This window comes from Pseudomonas sp. AKS31 (assembly GCF_023634765.1).
Taxonomy (GTDB): Bacteria; Pseudomonadota; Gammaproteobacteria; order Pseudomonadales; family Pseudomonadaceae; genus Aquipseudomonas.
Genome location: NZ_JAMLFX010000002.1, coordinates 250,581 through 272,959 on the forward strand (window position 1 = coordinate 250,581; position 22,379 = coordinate 272,959).

Below are 22,379 nucleotides of genomic sequence, written 5' to 3' on the forward strand. Positions count from 1 at the left end.
AGCGCGCGCTCGGTGTGTTCATCAACACCTTGCCGCTGTGCATTGAACTCCGTGCACACAGCGTCAAAGGGGCGGCGCTGGCTACCCATGAACGCCTGAGTCAGTTGCTGGTCCATGAACATGCGCAACTGGCGCAGGTGCAACAGTGCAGCGCCATGCCCTCGGGTACGCCGCTGTTCAGCACGCTGCTCAACTATCGTCACAGCGCTCCGGTCGGGCCGATATCCGCCGAGGTGCAAGCGGCGTGGCAGGGCATGCAACTGCTCGATGCCGAGGAACACACCAACTATCGCCTGACCCTCAGCGTTGATGATCTCGGTGAAGACTTCCGCCTCAAGGTATTGGCCGGGGCTGGCATGGATGCGCAGCGTATCTGCGGGTACATGCAGGGGGCGTTGAGTACTTTGCTGGATGCGCTGGAGCACACGCCGCACGCGGGGTTTGACCGGTTGTCGATCCTGCCGGCGACAGAACGTCAGCAGTTGCTGGTGGATTTCAATTCGACCGAGGCCGTTTTCCCGCGTGGGCTGACGATTGCCCAGCGCTTCGAGTCGCAGGTTGCCGAGCGTCCGCAGGCTATTGCAGCGGTGTTTGCCGGGCAGCCACTGACTTACTTGCAGCTCAATCGACAGGCCAATGCCCTGGCTCATCACTTGATCGCCATGGGGGTGAAAGCCGACGACCGTGTGGCCATCGTCGCCCGCCGGGGGCTGGATACATTGGTCGGGCTGGTCGCCATCCTCAAGGCAGGCGCTGGTTATGTGCCGATTGATCCGGCGCATCCCGCCGAGCGGATCCGTTATTTGCTCAGCGACAGCGCACCGGTCGCGGTGCTCACGCAAAGCGATCTGCACCAGAGACTGCCGCTGTTGAGCGTGCCAGTGATCGATGTCGACCTGTGTGCATGGCCGGCGCAGGCGCAGCACAACCCTGCGGTGCCGGGCCTGACCGCTGCGCATCTGGCGTACGTGATCTACACCTCCGGTTCGACCGGCCTGCCCAAAGGGGTCATGGTCGAGCATCAGACGCTGTCGAACCTGGTCGACTGGCACTGTGAGGCATTCAACCTGCGCGCCGGCAGCCACACCTCAAGCCTTGCCGGGTTTGGCTTCGATGCGATGGCGTGGGAAGTCTGGCCGGCCCTGTGTGTGGGCGCGACCGTGTTTCTGGCACCCACTCACGACGGCGCGGAAGACGTCGATGGCTTGCTCGACTGGTGGCGCGCGCAACCTCTGGATGTGAGCTTTTTGCCGACGCCGGTCGCTGAGTACGCATTCAGTCAAAACCTTGATCATCCGACCGTGCACACCCTGCTGATCGGTGGCGATCGCTTGCGTCAGTTCAGCCGCGACCAGCGCTTCGCGGTGATCAACAACTACGGCCCGACCGAGGCCACTGTGGTCGCCACGTCGGGCCGCATTGAAGTCGGTGAGGCGTTGCACATCGGCAAACCGGTGGCGAACGCGGCGGTTTACCTGCTCGATGAGCAGCAACGGCCGGTTCCAATGGGCGTGATGGGCGAGTTGTACGTCGGTGGCGCGGGGGTGGCCCGGGGTTATCTGAACCGCGCCGACCTGACCGCCGAGCGCTTCCTGCACGACCCGTTCAGCCGCACGCCGAATGCGCGTATGTACCGCACCGGTGACCTTGCCCGCTGGCGCGACGACGGCTCGCTTGAGTATCTGGGGCGTAACGACGACCAGGTAAAAATTCGCGGCATGCGCATTGAACTCGGTGAAATCGAAACCCGCCTCAATCAGCTTCCCGGTGTCAACGAAGCGGTGCTGCTGGCCCGCGAGGACCAACCCGGCCAGCCGCGCCTGGTGGCCTATTTCACCGAACAGGCGGGGGCTGAGCCGCTGGAGCTGGGCGAGTTGCGCGCACAGCTGCTGACGCAGTTGCCGGACTACATGGTGCCGGCCGCGTTTGTCCGGCTTGAGGCTTTGCCGCTGACTGCCAATGGCAAGGTTGACCGCAAGGCGTTGCCGAAACCTGATCTGGCCGCGCTGCCGACCCGCGAATATGCGGTGCCCCAAGGCGAGCTGGAAATCGCGTTGGCGCAGATCTGGGCCGAGGTGCTGCAAGTCGAGCAGGTCGGCCGTCACGATCACTTCTTCGAACTCGGCGGCCATTCGCTGTTGGCGATGCGCATGGTCTCGCTGATCCGTCAGCGCCTCGGCGTCGAACTGGCGTTGAGTGATCTGTTTGCCGATGCGCAACTGAGCGCAGTCGCTGAAGTATTGAATCGTGCCGGGCGCAGCGCGTTACCGGAGATCTTGCCGGCACCGCGTGATCAGGCGCTGCCGATGTCTTTCGCCCAGCAACGTCTGTGGTTCCTCGCGCAAATGGCGGGTGGCAACTCGGCGTACAACATTCCTCTCGGCCTGCGCCTGCGCGGCCACCTCGACGTCGATGCCCTGCAATCGGCGCTGGCGCGGATCGTCGCCCGCCACGAAACCCTGCGCAGCCGTTTCATCCGCCTCGACGACAGCGCACAGGTGTCGATTGCCCCGGTCGATAACGGTTGGCTGCTGCGCGTAGAAGATCTGCGCCAACAGCCGCAGGCCGAGCACACCTTGCAAATATTGATGGCGCAGGAAGCCTCGACAGCGTTTGATCTGCAGAATGATTCGCTGATTCGTGGGCGACTGGTGCGCTTGGCCGACGATCACCATGTGCTGTTACTGACCGTGCACCACATTGTCGCTGACGGCTGGTCGATGGGCGTGCTGACGGCTGAATTGATGGCGTTGTATCAGGCCTTCAGCCAGGGACAGTCTGACCCGTTGCCAGTCCTGACGTTGCAATACGGCGACTATGCCGTGTGGCAACGGCGTTGGCTCAGCGGAGAGGTGCTGCAGCGGCAAAGCGAGTACTGGCAGCAAACCCTCGAAGGTGCGCCGGCCTTGTTGACGCTGCCCACCGATCGCCCGCGACCGGCCCAACAGGATTACACCGGCGGCAACGTCGAAGTGCTGCTGGACCAGCGTTTGAGTGCGGCGCTCAAGGCCTTGAGCCAACGTCACGGCGTGACCCTGTTCATGACCGTGATGAGCGCCTGGGCGTTGCTGATGAGTCGACTGTCCGGGCAAACCGATGTGGTGATCGGCGCGCCGGTGGCCAACCGCAGCCGCGCTGAAGTCGAAGGCTTGATTGGCATGTTCGTCAATACGCTCGCCGTGCGCATCGACACCTCGGGCGCACCGAGCGTCGAAGCGCTGCTGGCAAGGGTCAAGGCGCGGACACTTGAGGCGCAGGCGCATCAGGATCTGCCGTTCGAGCAGGTAGTGGAAATCACCCGGCCGGTGCGCAGCCTGGCTCATAGCCCGCTGTTCCAGACCACGCTGAGCTGGGACAGCAGCGTCGGCCCGCAACTGGCGCTGGGCGAGCTGACACTGGAGGGCGTCGCCGGGCCGGGCGAGGTCGCCAAGTTTGACCTGACGCTGACACTGGGCGAAGTCAACGGAGTGATTCGCGGCTCGCTGAACTACGCCACGGCGCTGTTCGATGCGCTGACGATCAAGCGCTATATCGGCTACTTCGAGCGTCTGCTCGAAGCGATGATCAGCGGTGAGCAAACGGTACTGGAGCAGGTGCCGCTGCTGGCGACGGACGAGCTTCAGCACTTGCTGCACGACTTCAACGCCACTGCGCGTGACTACCCGCAAACGCTGACCGTGCACGGCATTTTCCAACAGCAGGCTGCGGCGCATCCCAAAGCTGTGGCAGCGGTGCATGGCGCACATTCACTGAGCTACTTTGAGCTGAACGCCCAAGCCAACCGCCTGGCCCATCACCTGATCGCTCACGGCGTGCAGCCGGGTGACCACGTGGCGATCCTGCTGCCACGTTCGCTGGAGTTGCTGGTGGCGCAACTGGCTGTTGCCAAATGCGCGGCGGCCTATGTGCCGCTGGACATCAATGCACCTGGCGAGCGCCAGGCGTTCATGGTCGAGGATTGCCGGGCGGTGGCGCTGCTGACCCTCAGCAGCGAAGTCATCGACTACGTCGCACCGCGCATCGATCTGGACACGCTGACCCTCAACGGCCAGCCGACGCATAACCCGAACCTTGTGCAGTCTTCCGAGGCGCTGGCGTACATCATGTACACCTCCGGCTCTACCGGCACGCCGAAAGGAGTGATGGTGCCGCACCGCGGCATCGGCCGCTTGGTGCTCAACAACGGTTACGCCGATTTCAATGCACAGGATCGTGTGGTCTTCGCTTCGAACCCGGCGTTCGATGCGAGCACCATGGACATCTGGGGGCCGCTGCTCAATGGCGGTCGTGTGGTGATCATCGACCATCAAACCTTGCTCGATCCGAATGCCTTCGGCCGTGAACTGAACGCCAGTGGCGCGACGATCCTGTTCGTCACCACTGCGCTGTTCAATCAATACGTGCAACTGATTCCGCAGTCACTCAAGGGCCTGCGGATTCTGCTGTGTGGCGGTGAACGTGGTGATCCAGCGGCGTTCCGTCGCCTGTTGGCCGAGGCCCCGGCATTGCGCATCGTGCACTGCTACGGTCCGACCGAAACCACCACCTACGCCACAACCTTTGAAGTGCGCGAAGTGGCGGAAAACGCCGAGAGCGTGCCGATTGGCGGGCCGATCGCTAACACGCAGGTTTACGTGCTCGATGCGTATCAGCAACCGGTGCCGATGGGCGTGACCGGCGAGCTGTACATCGGCGGGCAGGGCGTGGCGCTGGGTTATCTGAACCGGCCAGATCTGACTGCCGAGAAATTCCTCTGCGATCCGTTCAGCGAGATGCCGGGCGCGTTGCTTTACCGCACCGGTGACCTCGCGCGCTGGCTGGCGTCGGGACAACTCGATTGCATCGGTCGCAACGACGATCAGGTGAAGATTCGTGGTTTCCGCATCGAGCTGGGGGAAATCGAAAATCGTCTGCTGAATTGCCCGGGGATCAGGGAAGCTGTGGTGCTGGCGCGCCGCGACGCTCAGGACGCTACGCGTCTGGTGGCGTATTACACGGCGCACGATGGCGTCTTGGACAGCGCTGAACTGCACGCTCAGTTGCACGCACGACTGCCGGAATACATGCTGCCCTCTGCGTGGGTGCAACTCGATGTATTACCACTGAACAACAACGGCAAGGTCGACCGCAAGGCGCTGCCGGCACCGACGCAGGAAACGCTGCTCAGTCGGGTCTACGAGGCGCCGGCCAATTCACTGGAAATCAGCCTCGCACAGGTCTGGGCCGAGGTGTTGCAGGTCGAACAGGTCGGCCGCCACGACAATTTCTTCGAACTCGGCGGCCATTCATTGCTGGCCATGCGCATGCTGTCCCAGGTGCGAGAGCAATTGGACGTGGAGCTGGCGCTGGCCGATCTGTTTGCCAACCCGGAACTGGCGGCGGTCGCCGAGGTGTTAAGTCAGGCCGAACGCAGCAGCTTGCCGGCGATTCTGCCGGCGCCGCGCGATCAGGCGCTGCCGTTGTCGTTCGCCCAGCAGCGCTTGTGGTTCCTGGCGCAGATGGACGGCGGCAATACTGCCTACAACATTCCTTTGGGCCTGCACCTGCGGGGTCGACTTGACGCCGTGGCCCTGCAACGGGCATTGGCGCGGATCGTCGAGCGGCACGAAACCCTGCGCAGCCGTTTCGCGCAATTGAACGATCAAGCGCAGGTGCTGATTGCCCCTGTCGACAGTGGCCTGCCGCTGATTGCGGAAGACTGGCGGCAACAGCCGCAGACCGATGAGACCTTGCGCGCGCTGATCGAAACTGAAGCGCGCGGACCGTTCAATCTGCAGTACGGTCCGTTGATTCGCGGACGACTGGTGCAACTGGCCGATGAGCACCATGTGCTGTTGCTGACGATGCACCACATCATCTCCGACGGCTGGTCGATGGGCGTGCTGACCCGCGAACTGATGGCGCTGTATCAGGCGTTCAGCCGTGGCGAGGACGATCCGCTGCCACCGCTGGCCTTGCAATACACCGACTACGCGGTATGGCAACGGCGCTGGCTGAGCGGCGAGGTGTTGCAGCGCCAGAGTGATTACTGGCAGCAGACGCTGGCGGGCGCGCCGGCCTTGTTGAGTCTGCCGACCGACCGTCCGCGTCCGGCGCAACAGGATCACCACGGCGGCAGTGTCGAGATCGTGCTGGACGAGCAGACCAGCGCCGGTCTCAAGACGCTGTGTCAGCGTCACGCCGTGACGCCGTACATGGTGATCATGAGCGCCTGGGCGATGTTGCTGACTCGCCTGTCCGGACAGTCCGATGTGATCATCGGCTCGCCAGTGGCCAACCGTACCCGCGCGGAGATCGAAGGGCTGATCGGCATGTTCGTCAACACCCTGGCGCTGCGCATCGATACCTCGGGCGATCTGACGGGGGCAGCGTTGTTGGCGCGGGTCAAAGCGCAGACGCTGGCCGCGCAGGCGCATCAGGATCTGCCGTTTGAACACGTGGTGGAAATCACCCGGCCGCTGCGCAGCCTTTCCCACACACCGTTGTTCCAGACCCTGGTGAGTTGGGACAGCAGCGTGGCGCCGGCCCTGGCACTGGACGGTCTCACGCTGGAAGGCGTGGCCGGGGAAAATCATTTTGTGAAGTTCGACCTGTCGCTGAGTCTGGGCGAAAGCGAGCACGGGGTTCGCGGCTCGCTGCGCTACGCCACTGCGCTGTTCGACGAATCAACCGTGCGGCGTTTTGTCGGTTACTTGCAGCGCTTGCTGGTGGCGCTGGTCATTGATGATCAAGCGGTGTTGGCGCAGGTCAATCTGCTGGCGGCGGATGAGCAGCAGCGTGTGCTTGACGATTTCAACGCGACGGCGCTTGATTGCCCGGTCGAGCAACCTATCCAGAGCCTGTTCGAAGCGCAGGTGCAGCGTCAGCCGGACGCCATCGCAGTGCAGTCGGGCGAACACAGCCTGACCTATCGTGAACTGAATGCCCGTGCCAACCGCCTCGCGCATCACCTGCGCGAGCAGGGCGTGGGGCCGGATGCGCGGGTGGCGCTGTGCGTCGAGCGTGGACTCGATCTGGTGGTGGGGCTGCTCGGCATTCTCAAGGCCGGTGGTGCTTACGTGCCGCTGGATCCGGCTTATCCGGTGGAGCGCCTGGACTTTATGCTCAGGGATTGCGCGCCGGTGGCGGTGCTGGTGCAGACGGCGACTCGATCGCTGTTTGCCGGTAGCGACGTGGCAGTGATCGACTTCGACCAATGCAACTGGCACGACCAGTCAGAAAACGATCCGCAGGTGTCTGGCCTGAGTCCTTCGAATCTGGCGTACATGATCTACACCTCGGGCTCGACCGGTACACCGAAGGGCGTAATGCTCGAACACCGTGGCCTGTGCAATCTGGTGCATTGGGGTTCGCAGATTTGCCCGCCGACCCGGGACGGCGCGTTATTGCAAAAAGCACCGTTCAGTTTCGATGGTTCGGTGTGGGAATTCTTCTGGCCGCTGACCGCCGGTGTGCGTCTGGTGCTGGCACGGCCCGGCGGTCACCGTGAGCCGGCGTATCTGGCGCAGGTGATTCGTCAGCAAAGGGTTACGGTGGTCAAGTTTGTGCCGGCGCTGTTGCAGCAGTTTGTTGAACTGCAGCAGGTCAGTGAATGCACCAGCCTCACCGATATTTTCTGTGGTGGCGGCGAACTCACGGCGGCGCTGGCCGCTGCTGTGCGCCAGCATCTGCCGTGGGTGCGCCTGCATAACGTGTATGGCCCGACCGAAGCCACGGTCGACAGCACGGCGTGGACACTGGAACCGCACATGCCGGTGCCAACGTCGGAATTGCCGATCGGCAAAGCGATCTGCAATACGCGCCTGTATGTGCTCGATGCGCACGACCAAGCGGTGCCGCTGGGCGTCATTGGCCAGTTGCACATCGGCGGCATCGGCGTGGCGCGCGGTTACATGGGACTGCCGCAGATGCAGGCCGAGCGCTTTATCGACAGTCCGTTTGTTGCCGGTGATCGCTTGTACCGTACCGGCGATCTGGTGCGGTACCGCGCTGACGGCAACCTCGAATTCCTCGGGCGCAACGACTTCCAGGTCAAGCTGCACGGCTTGCGCCTGGAACTCGGTGAAATTGAAGCACGGTTGATCCAGCACCCGCAGGTGCGCGAGGTGGTGGTGCTGATGCGCGACGAGCGTCTGGTCGCGTATTTCACTTTGCGCGAGGGCAGCGCTGCACCGGCTATCGACACGCTGCGCGCGTTCATCCTCGAACAATTGCCCGAGTACATGGTGCCGGGTGCGTTTGTTGCGCTCGACGTTTTGCCGCTGAGTCCCAACGGCAAGATCGACCGTCAGGCGCTGCCGGCACCGGGCATCGATGCGGTGCTCAGCCGACACTACGAAGCGCCGCAAGGCGAGGTCGAAACCGTGTTGGCGCGGGTCTGGGCTGAAGTGCTGAATGTCGAGCAGGTCGGACGCCACGACAACTTCTTCGAATTGGGCGGGCATTCGCTGTTGGCAATTCGTCTGGTCAACCTGCTGCAACGTGCGGGGCAGCCAGTGACGCTGGCCGAGCTGTTCCAGCGGCCGAGTGTCGAGTCGCTGGCGGCGCTGCTCAGTCAGCGCAGCGCAGTGCCCGAACAGCCGGAAGGACTGGTCGTGGTGCGACCGGGCGAGGGTGGCGATGCGCTGTTCCTGATCCATGAGTTCAGCGGCCGGGATGTGTATTTTCCGGCATTGGCGATGCACATCGGCGGTCAGTTTCCGATTTACGGTTTGCCCGGTGTGCCGTTGGGACAACCGCAACTGCGCACCCTTGAATGCATGGCCACGCGGATGGTCGGGATTATCCGCGCGGTACAACCGCATGGCCCGTATCGTCTGGCCGGGTGGTCGTTTGGCGGCTTGCTGGCGTATGAAATCGCTCAGCAGTTGCTCGGCCTCGATGAGGCGGTGGCGTTTGTCGGCCTGCTCGATACCTACGCGCCGCATCCGGCCAGTCAGGATAAAACCCGATGGAGCGGCGAGCATCGCGACAAGCGTCAGTTGCTTGAGCACTGCCGCGCGCGTTCGCAGCTGCGTGGTGCAGAAGGGCAGGCAGCATTGGCTGACGTCGCCAGGCTGGAGGCTGAAGTCGAACTCATCGGGTTCGATGAACTGTTCCAGCGCTGCTGCGAACAGCAATTGCCCGACCCGGAGCTGGCCGCGCTGACAGCGGAGCAGGCCTGGAGCTACTTCGACCGTGAGGCCGCTCATGGCCTGGCGCTGGCGCATTACCGGGTCAGCCCGGCCAGTCAGCTGGTGCACTTGTTCCGCGCTCAGGCACTGATGCCGGGGCAGGCGCAGCCGAGTCCGACCCGAGGTTGGGAAAACACGATCAGTACCGGTTTGCTGCGCTGCATCGATGTCCCGGGGGATCACCGCAGCATGATGAAAGCCCCGGATATTCAGGCGCTCGGTCAGGCCTTGAGTCAGGCCATGGCCGCTGCGCAGGCTCCGGAGCCAGAGGCCTATCAACCGCTGTTGACCATTCAGAGCGGGCACGCCGGGCATGCGCCGATCTTCTGCGTGCCGGGGGCGGGCGACAGTGTCACCGGGTTCATTCACCTGACCGAAGCCTTGGGCCCGGAGTGGCCGATCATCGGCCTGCAACCGCGCGGGCTGGACGGCAGCAGTGTGCCGCACAGTCAGGTCGAGGCCGCTGCCGCGTTCTATCTGCAGGCGATCGCGCAGGTCTACCCGCATGGTCCGGTGCATTTGATCGGCCACTCTTTCGGGGGATGGGTCGCGCATGCCATGGCCGCGCAATTGCAGGCGGCCGGGCGTGAGGTGGCGTCGTTGACCCTGATCGACAGCGAGTCTCCCGGTGGCAACGGTACGGCGGGCAAGCCTTACACGACGACTGCCGCGCTGGAACGCTTGATCGAGACGCTGCAACTGTCCAGCGGCAAGTCGTTGGGCATCGATCCACTGGCGTTCGCCGAGGCTGACGACAGCACGCAAATGCGCCTGTTGCACGAGGGCATGGTGCGCGCCGGTGTGTTGTCGGCGCGTTCGTCAGCGCAGGCCATGCACGGCCCGGTACGCACCTTCGCCACAGCCTTGCGCACGGTCTATCAACCGCAACTGGCCTACACCGGGCCGGTGCGGCTGGCGCTGGTCGATGACCCGACGCTGGATGCGTGGGGCAATCAGCGCGAGCAAGCGGCGATGGTCGCAGGCTGGCAGCGCCAGGTGACGGATCTGGCGGTGTGGTACGGGCCGGGCAACCACTTCACGATTCTCAAGGCGCCCAACGTCTTCAGTCTCGCGGCGTGGTGGCATGACGGCCTGCAAGTGCCGGCCGGCCAAGTGCTGTCCTGATTGTTGTTTATCTATCAGAGCCCGGCCGCTGGCCGGGCTCACCCCTGAACGGACTTGTGGTTATTTATGGAAAAGTCGAAGTTGCGCAAAGTCGGTATGGGTTTGGCGTTGGTGGCAGTGGCGGGATTGGCGTTCTACGCGGTGCAGGCACCGGCCGAAGCGCCGCAGTACCTGACCGCCCCGGTGGAACGCAGTGATATAGAAAACGCGGTGCTCGCCACCGGGTTGCTCGAAGGCGTCAAGCAAGTGGACGTCGGTGCGCAAGTGTCGGGGCAATTGAAGTCGCTCAAGGTCAAGGTCGGCGACAAAGTCAAAAAGGGCCAATGGCTGGCGGAAATCGATCCGCTGGTGTTGCAGAACACCCTGCGTCAGGCCCAGGTCGACGAGGAAAACCTGCAAGCGCAAAAACGCGCCACCCAGGCCCAGCTCAGGCAGACCAAAGCAATTTACGAGCGCTACAAGAACTTGCAGGACGACGCGTCGATCTCGCGGCAGGACTTCGAAACCGCTGAGTCGAACTATCAGGTGCAGCAGGCCAATCTGATGTCGCTGGATGCGCAGATCAAAAGCGCGCACATCCAGATCGACACGGCCAAGGTCAATCTGGCGTACACGCGCATCGTCGCGCCGATCGATGGTGATGTGGTGGGCGTGGTGACCCAGGAAGGGCAAACGGTGATCGCCAGCCAACTGGCGCCGGTCCTGCTGAAACTGGCGGATCTGGACACCATGACGGTCAAGGCACAGGTGTCCGAAGCCGACGTGATTCACATTGCGCCGGGGCAAGAGGTGTATTTCACCATTCTCGGCGAGGACAAACGCTACTACGCGAAACTGCGCGGCACCGACCCGGCGCCACAGAACTTTCTTGAAACACCGCCCGCCGGCACGCCGAAGCAAAGCAGCGCGGTGTTCTACAACGCGTTGTTCGAGGTGCCCAATCCTGACCATCGTTTGCGCATTTCCATGACCGCGCAGGTACGCATTATCCTCGACACCGCCAAGTCGGTGCTGACCGTGCCGGTGGCGGCGCTCGGCCCGCGCAATGCCGATGGCAGTTTTCCGGTACGCGTACTCGACGCCAAGGGCCACGCGCAGTCGCGCAACGTGCAGACCGGGATCAACAACAACGTCAAAGTGCAGATCAACGCCGGTCTGGCAGAAGGCGACCGCGTGGTGATCGGTGATCCGGTGAACAATGTGGCGGGGGCCTGAGCATGACTGAGCCACTGCTCCAACTGACCGGCATCACCCGCAGTTTCACCGCCGGCGACCGCGAATTTCTCGCGCTGAAAAACATCAACCTGACGATCAATGCCGGAGAAATGGTCGCGATTATCGGCGCTTCCGGCTCCGGCAAATCTACCTTGATGAACATCCTCGGTTGCCTCGATTACGCCACCGCCGGCAGCTACAGGATCAACGGCCAGGAAACCCGCGATCTGGACAATCAGGCCCTGGCCGAGCTGCGTCGTGATTACTTTGGTTTCATCTTCCAGCGTTACCACTTGCTGCCGCATCTGAGCGCGATGCACAACGTCGAGATGCCGGCGATTTACGCCGGGACGCCGCAGCTTCAGCGCCATGCCCGCGCCCGCGAGTTGTTGGCGCGACTGGGTCTGGAAGGCCATTTAACGCATCGGCCGAGCCAGCTCTCTGGCGGTCAGCAGCAGCGCGTAAGTATCGCCCGGGCCTTGATGAACGGCGGCGAAGTGATCCTCGCCGACGAACCGACCGGCGCCCTCGACACGGCCAGCGGCAAAGAGGTGATGCGCATCCTGCTGGAGCTGCACGCAGCGGGGCACACGGTGATTCTGGTCACCCACGATCCGAAAGTGGCGGCCAACGCCGAGCGCATCATCGAAGTCAGCGACGGCGAAATCCTCAGCGACCGTGCCAACGAACGCGACACCACGCACCTGCTCAGCGAAGAACCAGTGGCCCCGAAAGCCACCGCCTCACGGCGCCTGGTCGCCAGTCTCGGGCTGTTCAAAGAGGCGTTTGCCATGGCGTGGTTGGCGTTGATTTCCCATCGCATGCGCACCTTGCTGACCATGCTCGGCATCGTCATTGGCATCACCTCGGTGGTGTCGATTTCGGCGGTCGGGGAGGGCGCGAAGAATTACGTGCTCAAGGACATCGCCGCCATTGGCAGCAACACCATCGATGTCTATCCGGGCAGCAGTTATGGTGACAAACGTGCCGCCGCCATCGAAACCCTGACACCGGCCGACGTCACTGCGCTGAATCAGCTGTATTACGTCGACAGCGCCACGCCGATGATCGGCCGCAGCCTGTTGTTGCGTTATCGCAATATCGACCTCGACGCCCAGGTCAACGGCGTCAGCGATCAGTACTTCAAGGTGCGCGGGATCAAAATGGCCGCCGGTATTGCGTTCAGTGAAAGCGATGCGCGGCGGCAGGCGCAGGTGGTGGTTATCGATCACAACACTCGGCAGCGTCTGTTCGGCCAGGATGTCGATCCGTTGGGTCAGGTGATCCTGATCGGCAACCTGCCGTGCACAGTGATCGGCGTGGCTGCCGAAGATAAAAGCCTGTTTGCCTCGGGCAAGACCCTTAACGTCTGGGTGCCCTACGAAACCGCCGCCGGGCGGGTGTTGGGCCAGCGTTATCTGGACAGCATCAGCGTGCGCATGAAGGATGGCCAGCCGAGCAAAGTGGTGGAACAGCACGTCACCCAACTGCTGCTGCAACGCCACGGCACCAAGGACTTCTTCACCAACAATCTCGACAGCGTCTTGCAGACCGTGCAGAAAACCAGCCGCTCGCTGGCGTTGCTGCTGTCGCTGATTGCGGTGATTTCTTTGGTGGTCGGCGGTATCGGGGTGATGAACATCATGCTGGTTTCGGTGACCGAGCGTACCCGCGAGATCGGTATTCGCATGGCGGTCGGGGCACGGCAGTCGGACATTCGTCAGCAGTTTCTGGTGGAGGCGGTGATGGTCTGTCTGTTAGGCGGGGCGATCGGCATTTCCCTGTCGTATGCGATCGGGCATTTGTTTTCGGTGTTTATCAAGGAGTGGGAGATGGTGTTCTCGCTGGCGTCGGTGTTGACGGCGGTGGTGTGCTCGACGTTGATCGGGGTGGTGTTTGGCTTTGTGCCGGCGCGCAATGCTTCGCGGCTTGATCCGATTGAGGCGTTGGCGCGGGATTAAAAGCGGCCCTCATCAAATCTGTTGGGGCATTGCTCAGGTCGTGATGTTGGGGGAATTGGCGGTGAATCAGGCTTTGGTGCGCGTCGCGGGATTGCCCTCACCCTAACCCTCTCCCAGAGGGAGAGGGGACTGACTGCAGTGTTTGCTGGAGATACGCCGACGTGGGATACCGAGTCGAACTCAGGTTTTGAACAGCACGAAGATTGGCTCCCAAGCCGAGCTCGGTTTCGAACTCAACCAAAATCGGCTCCCTTTCTCCCTCGCCCCCTTGGGGGAGAGGGCTGGGGTGAGGGGGTAGCGATCCAGAGCCGTGCACAAAAACCACCTCTGTCACGCCGCACTCGACGCCGACGCCTCCAACGGCGAATACATCCAGCGCATCAACGAATGCCGCCCGCTGATGCCCAACTTGATCGCCGCGCGTTTCAGATAACTCTCTACGGTGTTGACCTTCAACGCCAATTGCTCCGCCAGTTCCGGCGCCGTGCGGCCGGCGAGCAGGCCGACGCAGACTTCGGTTTCGCGGTTGGACAGGCTTAGCCCCAGTTGCTCCAGGCGCTCGTCAAAGCGCAGGCGCAAGGTTTCCAGGCCGCTGCCTTCGGCTGCTTCGGACGGGGTTTGCGGTTCAAGGGTGGCCGGTTGCAGGGCGTTGATGTGTTTTTCCACCATCGGCAGCAGCACCGGGGAGATGTCCTGCAACAGGCTGCGTTCCTGCGCGGAGAAGCGCTGCGACTCGCCGTTGCGGTACACCGAAATCACGTAGCGGTAGCCGTCCTTGCGCCGGGTCAGGTGCAGTTGCGAGGCGTCCGCGCTGGTCGCGGCCGGCGGATTCTGTAAATGGTGAGCCGCCGCACTGTGTTCGGAAAACACCGTTTCGGCGAGCAGGGCCGGCTCTTTCAGCGGCTCCGGCTCACTGCGGCTCGACGCGCGGCTCACCGGTTCGACACGCATCTGCCGGATGTGCGTGGCGTCTACCGCCAGTTGCGTCAGGATCAGGTCATGCAGCATGCGCGGAAAGTGCCGGCTGCCGGTGCTGGCGATGACCTTGCCGATGTGGGGGAACAAGTGTGAATTCATGTGCGTGTCATCCCTGAGAGGCGTTAATTCAAAAACATCTGCCGCACTGTCGACGATCTCCTTGGTCGACGAAATACCGCAGACTTGGATCCTATCCTAGTACAACGTTTGAGCGACTGTTTAATGAAGGTGTTATTAGCTAATAACCCTGATTTTACTGGCTTAAAGGTCACCGCGCGGAAAACTCCTTCGCCGATTGTCCTGTTGAGGTTGACGGTGAAACGCGTTTCAACCGATTTATCCCTTTTCGATGCGTCAGTAACCTGTACACAACTTGAACGCAACAACAACTTCCAACATTGAAAAGGGACGCCCACCATGACCACTCCAACCTACAACCGCCTCAACAAAGACGACGCTATCGTGCTGCTGGTAGACCACCAGACCGGTCTGATCTCTCTGGTGCAGGACTTCTCGCCAAACGAGTTCAAGAACAACGTGCTGGCCCTGGCGGATCTGGCCAAGTTCTTCGAACTGCCGACCATCCTCACCACCAGTTTCGAACAAGGCCCGAACGGCCCGCTGGTGCCAGAGCTGAAAGAGATGTTCCCGGACGCGCCGTACATCGCTCGTCCAGGCCAGATCAACGCCTGGGACAACGAAGATTTTGTGAAGGCGATCAAAGCCACCGGCCGCAAGCAGATCATCATTGCCGGTGTGGTAACGGATGTGTGCGTAGCGTTCCCGACCTTGTCGGCGCTGGCAGAAGGGTTTGAGGTGTTTGTGGTGACCGACGCTTCGGGCACTTTCAACACCACAGTGCAACAGGCCGCATGGAGTCGCATGACCCAGGCCGGTGCGCAGATGATGAACTGGTTCTCGGTAGCCTGTGAGCTGCACCGCGACTGGCGCAACGATATTGAAGGCTTGGGCAATCTGCTGTCGCAGCGCATCCCCAACTACCGCAACCTGATGAACAGCTACTCGGCGCTGACCGCTCAGCAGAAGTAAGCCGACGTGCTGCAAACGAAAAGCCTGCCCTGAAAAGCAGGCTTTTGGCGTGTCTGCACTTTAAAGCGCTGGCAGCGTTGCGATGGCGTTACTTCAGGTTATGGCTGAAGAACTCGGTCAATTTGGCGAAGGGAATCAGGTTGACCCGGTCGTACAAGTCGACATGGCCGGCCCCTGGAATGATCAGCAGCTCTTTGGGTTCGGCCGCGCGCTGGTACGCGTCTTCACTGAACTCGCGGGAGTGCGCCTGAGCACCGGCGATGAACAGCAGCGGGCGCGGGGAGATGCTCTCGATGTCATTGAACGGGTAGAAGTTCATGAACTTCACATTGCTGATCAGCGTCGGCATGGTGGTGGTCTGCGGCGAAGCACCGGCCGGAGTGACCTGGCCACGCGGGGTGCGGTAGAAATCGTAGAACTCGTCCCCCACGGCATTACCGGTGAGTTTGAGCGGTGTGCCGCCGGTGTAGCGGACCGGGCCGCCCCAGGACTGCGCGTCACGCTGCTGCGCCGCCTGTTCAATGATCGATTGGCGTTGCGCGGGCGTGAGCGAATGCTTGAGGCCGTTACGGTTGGCGGCGCCCATGTCGTACATGCTGACGGTGGCAATCGCCTTCAAACGTGGGTCGATCTTGGCGGCACTGATGGCGAAGCTGCCGCTGCCGCAAATACCGATAACGCCGATTCGCTCGCGATCGACCAGTGGGCGAGTGCCGAGAAAGTCCACCGCCGCGCTGAAGTCCTCGGCATAAATGTCCGGCGCAACCGACTGGCGTGGCAGGCCTTCGCTTTCGCCCCAGAAGGACAAGTCGAACGACAGCGTGACGAAACCCTGTTCCGCCATTTTGGTCGCGTAGAGATTGGCGCTTTGCTCTTTCACTGCGCCCATCGGGTGGCCGACGATGATCGCGGCATTTTTTGACTGCGGGTCAAGGTTCTTCAGGCTGAACAGATTGCCTGCGACCTTCATTCCGTACTGGTTCTTGAAGGTGACCTTTTCCACGGTCACTTTATCGCTGGTGTAGAAGTTGTCTGCGCCGTTCGACATATCGGCTCCCATGGCTGAAAAAGTACTGAAGAGCAGCCCGAAGGCCAAGCAAAAACCTTTCACTGGAATGTCCTTGCGATTGAGGGTTTATTCGTCTGAGCCTGTGCACGAACATTCTCTCGATCAGCGCCTCGGCGCCGAAGTGCATTCCTCTGGATTGCTTGCCTGATCCACTGAATCTGGATTGTTAACGCCGCGCAAACACGATAGGGCGATGAGAGGTCAGGGACGGGATATGGATTACGCTGAGGGTTCAGTTCTGGCGTCGACCGCCCCGGTCTCAACCTGGCGGCCACTGCGCTGGGTTTCCGGAACCCCGATCGCAAGCAACACAACCGCCACCGCCGCAATACCCGCCAGCGTCAGAAACGCCGCGCTGTAACCGGCCTCCTGCACAACGAGTCCGGCGAGGCCGTTGCTCAGTGCCGCGCCGAGTCCGAAGGCTGTCGTCAGTGCGCCGAGGCTGATGTTGAAGTGGCCGGTGCCTTGGGTGAGGTCTTTAACCATGATCGGAAACAACGCGCCGAACAGACCCGCGCCGACGCCGTCGAGCAATTGCACCGCGACCAGCCAATAGGCATCGTCCGACAGCGTGTAGAGCACGCCGCGCAAGGGCAGGATCAGGAATCCGGCCAGCAGCAGCGGTTTGCGTCCCCACAAATCGGCTTTCGCCCCGACCAGTAATGCCGCCGGCACCATCACCAGTTGCGCCGCGACGATGCAGGCCGAGGTCAGCGGAGTGGCCATCTGCAAATTGGCTTGCGCGAGTTTTTGGCTCACCAGCGGCAACATCGCCGCGTTGGCGAGGTGGAACAGCGCACAGCAAATGGCGAACAGCAACAGCGACCGGTTGCCCAGCAGCACCGATAAACCGGAAGGCTGGCGGTGGCTGGCGTCGGCGGGGTCCAGTCCGCGCGCCAGATCATGATCGATGGCTGCTGGAGAAACGCAAGCGATGGCAATGACACTGGCCAACGCCATGGCCGCCATCAAATAGAACACCGCCACCGGGCCGAACAGATAGGCGAACACACCGGCCAGCAGTGCGGCGCAGGCATTGCCGGCATGATTGAAGGTTTCGTTGCGCCCGGTTCGCCGAGTGAACGCCCGTGGCCCGGTCATACCCAGGGTAATCGCACAAATGGCCGGGGCGAATATCGACGCCGCCATTGCGCTCAAGGTTTGGGTCAGAGCCACCCACGTGAACGACGTCACGAACGGCAGCACCAGGCAGCTTCCGGTCACCACCAGCGCGGCGATCGCAATCAACGCACGTTTGCGCCGGCTGTTGTCGACCCAGGCGCCGGCGGGTGTCTGGGTGATCAGCGCGGCGACCCCGGCGATGGTCATTACCAGACCAATGCTCGCCGGTTCCCAGTGATGCACCGCCAACAGATAGATGGCCAGATAGGGGCCGAGGCCGTCGCGCACGTCGGCGAGGAAAAAGTTCAGGCTGTCCAGGGACAGGTTATTGCGGCGATCGAGGTCAGCGGCCACGGCGGTGTCTTCAATATTGGAGGTCTGCGGATGGATTCAACCTCAGCAAGCCTAATGACCTGCGGCCGTGAATATAAGTTGCAGGCCACTGCCGCGACGTTGCGAAACAACGCCAAAGTCCTGAAAACGACGTTCCGTCACGCGGTTGCTGCGCGTTCAACGCACTGCTTGTATCCTTGCGCCGGTCGAGGACATACGACTGCTGTTATTGCCTTGAATCAGTAACGGCCGGAACGGGAAACCGGACTTTCCATAAGGTGCTTTCGTGAAGCGTGATACCCACCTCGTCATTCTCTTGCTGCTGGTCATCGGCTGCTCTCTGGCGTCGCTGACCATCTGGAAAGTGCTGTCTTCGCGCGAGCGCGCGCTGGAGGAAGTCAACGTGCACGGGTTGAACCTGACTCAGGCACTGGAGACCTATTCCGAAGGCATTGTCCGGCAAAGTTCGCTGCTGTTGCTCGGGCTGGTCGAACGCCTGGAAACCGAAGGCAGTGGCCCCGCGCAGATCCAGCGCCTGAGTGCGCTGATTGACCGCCAGCAACCGTTGATGCCACAACTGAGCGGTATCACCATCTATGACCGCGAAGGTCATTGGCTGATGTCGTCGAACCGGCCGATTCCGGTGGGTGCCAGCAGCATTGATCGGGCCTATTTCATTCATCATCGCGATGATCCGAGCCGCGACCCCTTTATCGGGCCGCCCATCCGCAGCCGTTCCAATCAGGAATGGGTGATCACCGTCAGCCGCCGTTTCAATGATGACCGCGGCGAGTTCGCCGGGGTCGTGGCCGTGACCCTGGGTGTGGAAAACTTTCTGCGCCTGTTCGGCAAACTCGACATCGGTCAGGAGGGCGCCATCGGCTTGTCCTATACCGACGGCACGTTGCTGGTGCGCTACCCGTTCCGCGAGCAGGACATGGGCCGCAATTTTTCCAAGTCGCTGCTCTACGCCAAGTACCTGGTCGAGCAATCGGTGGGTACCGCGTCTTATACCTCCAGCCTGGATGGCGTCGAACGCCTCTACGCCTTCCGCAAAAGTGAAAAGTTGCCGCTGATCACCACGGTCGCCATCGGCAAGCATGAAGCGCTGACGGCGTGGCGAACCGAGGCTTTGCTGTCGGCGGTGGTGGTGGCGGGGCTGCTGGGGCTAACCGGGCTGATCGGCTGGTTCCTGATCCTCGACATCCGGCGCCGAACCCAGGTGGAAGGAGAACTGCGCATCGCTCAGCAACAGTTGCTCGGCTCCAATAGGCAACTGGAACTGTTGGCCATGAAGGATGCGCTGACGGGGCTGGCTAATCGGCGCTGCTTCGATGAAACCCTGGCGACAGAGGCGCGGCGGGCACAGCGCGACGGCTCTTCGCTGGCGTTGCTGATGATCGATATCGACTATTTCAAACGGTTCAATGATGCGTTCGGGCACGTTGCCGGTGACGCCTGCCTGCAAACCGTCGGTCACGTGCTGGATGAGTGTGTGCGGCGACCGTCGGACCTGGTGGCGCGCTACGGCGGCGAAGAGTTCGCGGTGATCATGCCCGACACCGATATTGATGGGGCGGCCGTGGTGGCGCAGCTGATGATTGAGCGCTTGCAGCAAGCCAACATCGCTCACCCGAGCAGTCCGTTGGCCCGGGTGAGCCTGAGCATCGGTATTGCCGCTGCGCGTGGCCCGCAGTTGGAGCCGGTGCAGGCGCTGATCAAGTGCGCCGATCAGGCGCTGTATCAAGCGAAGACAGCCGGGCGCAACCGGTTGATGAAATCCGCTGCGTGACCCTCATTCGATGTCGATGGACAGCAGGCCACCGACCCTTGACACCAGGGTGTCGACGGCAAACGGTTTGGTCAGCACCTGCATGCCGGGGCCGAGCTGACCGTTGCCGAGCACTGAGTTTTCCGCGTACCCGGTGATGAACAAGGTCTTGAGCTTCGGCCTGATTTCCCGGCCCGCGTCGGCCATCTGCCGGCCGTTCATGCCGCCCGGCAAGCCGACATCGGTGATCAGCAGATCGATGTGCGCGCTGGAGCGCAACACTTCCAGTCCCTCAACGCTGTCGCTCGCTTCGAGCAGGTTGTAGCCGAGGTCGTTCAGCACGTCTTTGAGCAGCGTGCGAACGGTGGGTTCGTCGTCGACAATCAGTATGGTCTCGCCGGCCTTTGCCTGCAGCGGGGCCGAGCGTTGCGCGTCGTCGTGATTGCGCTGCGTTTCGCCGCGGTAGCGCGGCAGGTAAATGCAGATGATGGTGCCTTGCCCCACAGTCGATTGCACCCGCACCTGCCCGCCGGATTGCTTGGTGAAGCCGTAGATCATCGACAGCCCCAGCCCTGTGCCCTGGCCCAGCGGTTTGGTGGTGAAAAACGGGTCGAAGGCCTTGGCCATGACTTCCGCACTCATGCCGGTACCGGTGTCGGCGACCGACAGGCACAGGTATTGCCCTTCGGGCATCTCCCTGATGCGCGCCGATTCAGCATCGAGGGTTCGATTGGCGGTTTCGACGGTGATGGTGCCGCCATCGGGCATCGCATCGCGGGCGTTGATGCACAGGTTGAGCAGGGCGTTTTCCAGTTGACTGGCATCGACCAGCGTCGGCCACAGATCGGCGGCGGCGACCGTCTTCAGGCGAATGCTCGGGCCGACGGTGCGCTGGATCAGTTCGGTCATGCCGGCAATGAGCGCGTTGATTTCGGTCGGCCGTGGATCGAGGGTCTGCCGGCGGGAGAACGCCAGCAGGCGATGGGTCAGGGCGGTGGCGCGTTTGGCCGCGTCCTGGGCGATCAGCATGTATTTGTCGATGTCCTTCAAACGACCTTGGGCGATGCGTTTTTCCATCAGCTCCAGGGAGGCGCAAATCCCTGCCAGCAGATTGTTGAAGTCATGGGCCAGACCGCCAGTGAGTTGCCCGACCGCTTCCATTTTCTGCGATTGGCGCAACTTTTCTTCGGCCTGCATCAGTTCTGCGGTACGCGCCGAGACCCGCTGTTCCAAGGTGTCGTTGAGCGCTTTTAAAGCGGCGGTGACCCGGTCGCGTTCGTCTTCGACATTGCGCCGCTCTTCGACATCGATCAGCACACCGGGAAAGCGCAAAGGCGTGCCGTCTCCGGCGCATTCGACGCGTCCGTTGGCTTCGATCCAGGTGAATTTGCCATCCGCGCCGCGCACTCGATATTGGTGCGAATACGCCCCGCCACGGGCAATGGCTTCATTGATTGCCGCTGTGAGCCCGTCGCGGTCATCGGGATGCACGCTCATCACCACTTGCTCCAGGCTCAGACCGTCACGGCCCAGCGCAGGGTCGAGGTTGAAGACCCGCGCGAAGGCTTCATCGACGTAGAAGCGATCGGTGGGCAAGTGCCAGTGCCAGGTGCCGATAATGGCGCCGGCGGCGAGGGCCAGTTGGACCCGTTCGATGTTTTCCCGAGCGATCGCCTCGCTGTTGCGCAAGCGCTCTTGTGCGTCGCGGCGCTCGGTGACGTCGCTGAAGAAAATCGCGATCTGCCGATCGGCCGGGTCGCCGACGCGAACGGCGCGCACATCGAACCAGCGTTCGAAGGTGTTGGCGTAGTTTTCGAAGTTGGCCGGCTCGCCGGTTTTGGCGACGTGGCCGTAGGTCTCGAACCAGAATTTTTCCAGGTTGGGCGCAAACTCGGTGACCCATTTGCCCCGCAGGTTGACCCCGGCCTGCCGTTCGAACGCCGGGTTGGCCTCGACAAAGTAGTAATCGATGGGGTGGTCGTCGGCGTCGAATTTGACTTTGACGATGGCGAACGCGGCTTCGATGGTTTCCAGAATGGTGCTGAAGCGCTCTTCACTTTGGCGCAGTGCGGTTTCGGCACTGCGCGAACGGGTCAGGTCGAGCATGGCCCCGATCATGCGTTCGGCCTGGCCATCGGCATTGCGAATCAGGTGGCCGCGATCAAGCACTTCGGCCCAGGAACCATCCTGACAGCGGAAGCGGTACTCGGCACTCCAGGTCGTGCCTGCGCCGTCGATTGCCGAGCGAATCGAAGTCTCTACCCGTGCGCGATCCTGCTGGTGGATCTGCGCAAAGCGCCAGTCAATCGTCGGGTCGATGGCCGCCGGGGCATAGCCGTACGCGTCTTGCAGCGCGTCGTTCCAGGCAATCTGATTGGTCGTCAGGTCCCAGTCCCAGACGGCGTCGCAGGTCGCCTTGACGGCCAGGCGCAGGCGCGTGACCTCGGACTCAAGCTCCTCGCGAGTAAGCTGTTTCAGGATATCCACCCCTCATGCCTTGGATTATTGGTCTGCGTTCAATAGGCGTGTTTCAAGCGAACACCCAGGTTGCTTCGTAAGCGTTGTGAGGCATTGACCCGGGA

General features: G+C 62.1%; 9 protein-coding genes (1 of these 9 only partly in view). 5 read left to right on the plus strand and 4 right to left on the minus strand.

Going from position 1 to position 22,379, the window contains the following annotated elements; translation table 11 throughout:
- The 3 genes from M9827_RS07150 to M9827_RS07160 form a co-directional block, all read left to right on the plus strand.
- Nucleotides 1-10,298: the 3' portion of a non-ribosomal peptide synthase/polyketide synthase gene (locus M9827_RS07150; protein WP_250604615.1), read on the plus strand. The gene continues 7,546 nt to the left of window position 1, outside the view; 10,298 of the gene's 17,844 nt are visible here — the last part of the coding sequence; its start codon lies off the left edge, out of view; it ends in the stop codon at nt 10,296-10,298.
- Between the two features lie 66 nt (nt 10,299-10,364).
- Nucleotides 10,365-11,513 (plus strand): macrolide transporter subunit MacA, encoded by a 1,149-nt coding sequence (macA, locus tag M9827_RS07155; RefSeq protein WP_250604617.1) that lies wholly within the window; start codon nt 10,365-10,367, stop codon nt 11,511-11,513.
- A gap of 2 nt (nt 11,514-11,515) precedes the next feature.
- Entirely contained in the window at nt 11,516-13,474 is a 1,959-nt protein-coding gene (locus M9827_RS07160; RefSeq protein ID WP_250604620.1) for a MacB family efflux pump subunit, read from the plus strand.
- Nucleotides 13,475-13,804: 330 nt separating this feature from the next.
- On the opposite strand, the gene M9827_RS07165 is transcribed toward M9827_RS07160, so the two are convergent.
- Nucleotides 13,805-14,551: a response regulator transcription factor gene (locus M9827_RS07165; RefSeq protein WP_250604622.1), complete on the minus strand. Its 747-nt coding sequence runs from the start codon at nt 14,549-14,551 to the stop codon at nt 13,805-13,807.
- Nucleotides 14,552-14,869: 318 nt separating this feature from the next.
- Here M9827_RS07165 and ycaC point away from each other — a divergent pair, with 318 nt between their 5' ends.
- Nucleotides 14,870-15,502, plus strand: a complete 633-nt coding sequence (gene ycaC, locus M9827_RS07170) for an isochorismate family cysteine hydrolase YcaC (RefSeq protein WP_007915995.1) — start codon at nt 14,870-14,872, stop codon at nt 15,500-15,502.
- Nucleotides 15,503-15,590: 88 nt separating this feature from the next.
- Here ycaC and M9827_RS07175 read toward each other — a convergent pair whose 3' ends face one another.
- Together M9827_RS07175 and M9827_RS07180 are read right to left on the minus strand one after the other, a co-directional pair.
- Entirely contained in the window at nt 15,591-16,613 is a 1,023-nt protein-coding gene (locus M9827_RS07175) for an alpha/beta hydrolase (protein WP_250604624.1), read from the minus strand.
- A 177-nt stretch (nt 16,614-16,790) separates the two neighbouring features.
- Entirely contained in the window at nt 16,791-18,047 is a 1,257-nt protein-coding gene (locus M9827_RS07180; RefSeq protein ID WP_250604626.1) for an MFS transporter, read from the minus strand.
- A 265-nt stretch (nt 18,048-18,312) separates the two neighbouring features.
- On the opposite strand from M9827_RS07180, the gene M9827_RS07185 reads away from it, so the two are divergent.
- Nucleotides 18,313-19,818: a GGDEF domain-containing protein gene (locus M9827_RS07185; RefSeq protein ID WP_250604628.1), complete on the plus strand. Its 1,506-nt coding sequence runs from the start codon at nt 18,313-18,315 to the stop codon at nt 19,816-19,818.
- A 3-nt stretch (nt 19,819-19,821) separates the two neighbouring features.
- Here M9827_RS07185 and M9827_RS07190 read toward each other — a convergent pair whose 3' ends face one another.
- The gene (locus M9827_RS07190; RefSeq protein ID WP_250604630.1) at nt 19,822-22,284 is read right to left on the minus strand and encodes a PAS domain-containing protein; all 2,463 of its coding nucleotides are present in this window, start codon (nt 22,282-22,284) and stop codon (nt 19,822-19,824) included.
- Nucleotides 22,285-22,379 lie beyond the last annotated feature (95 nt).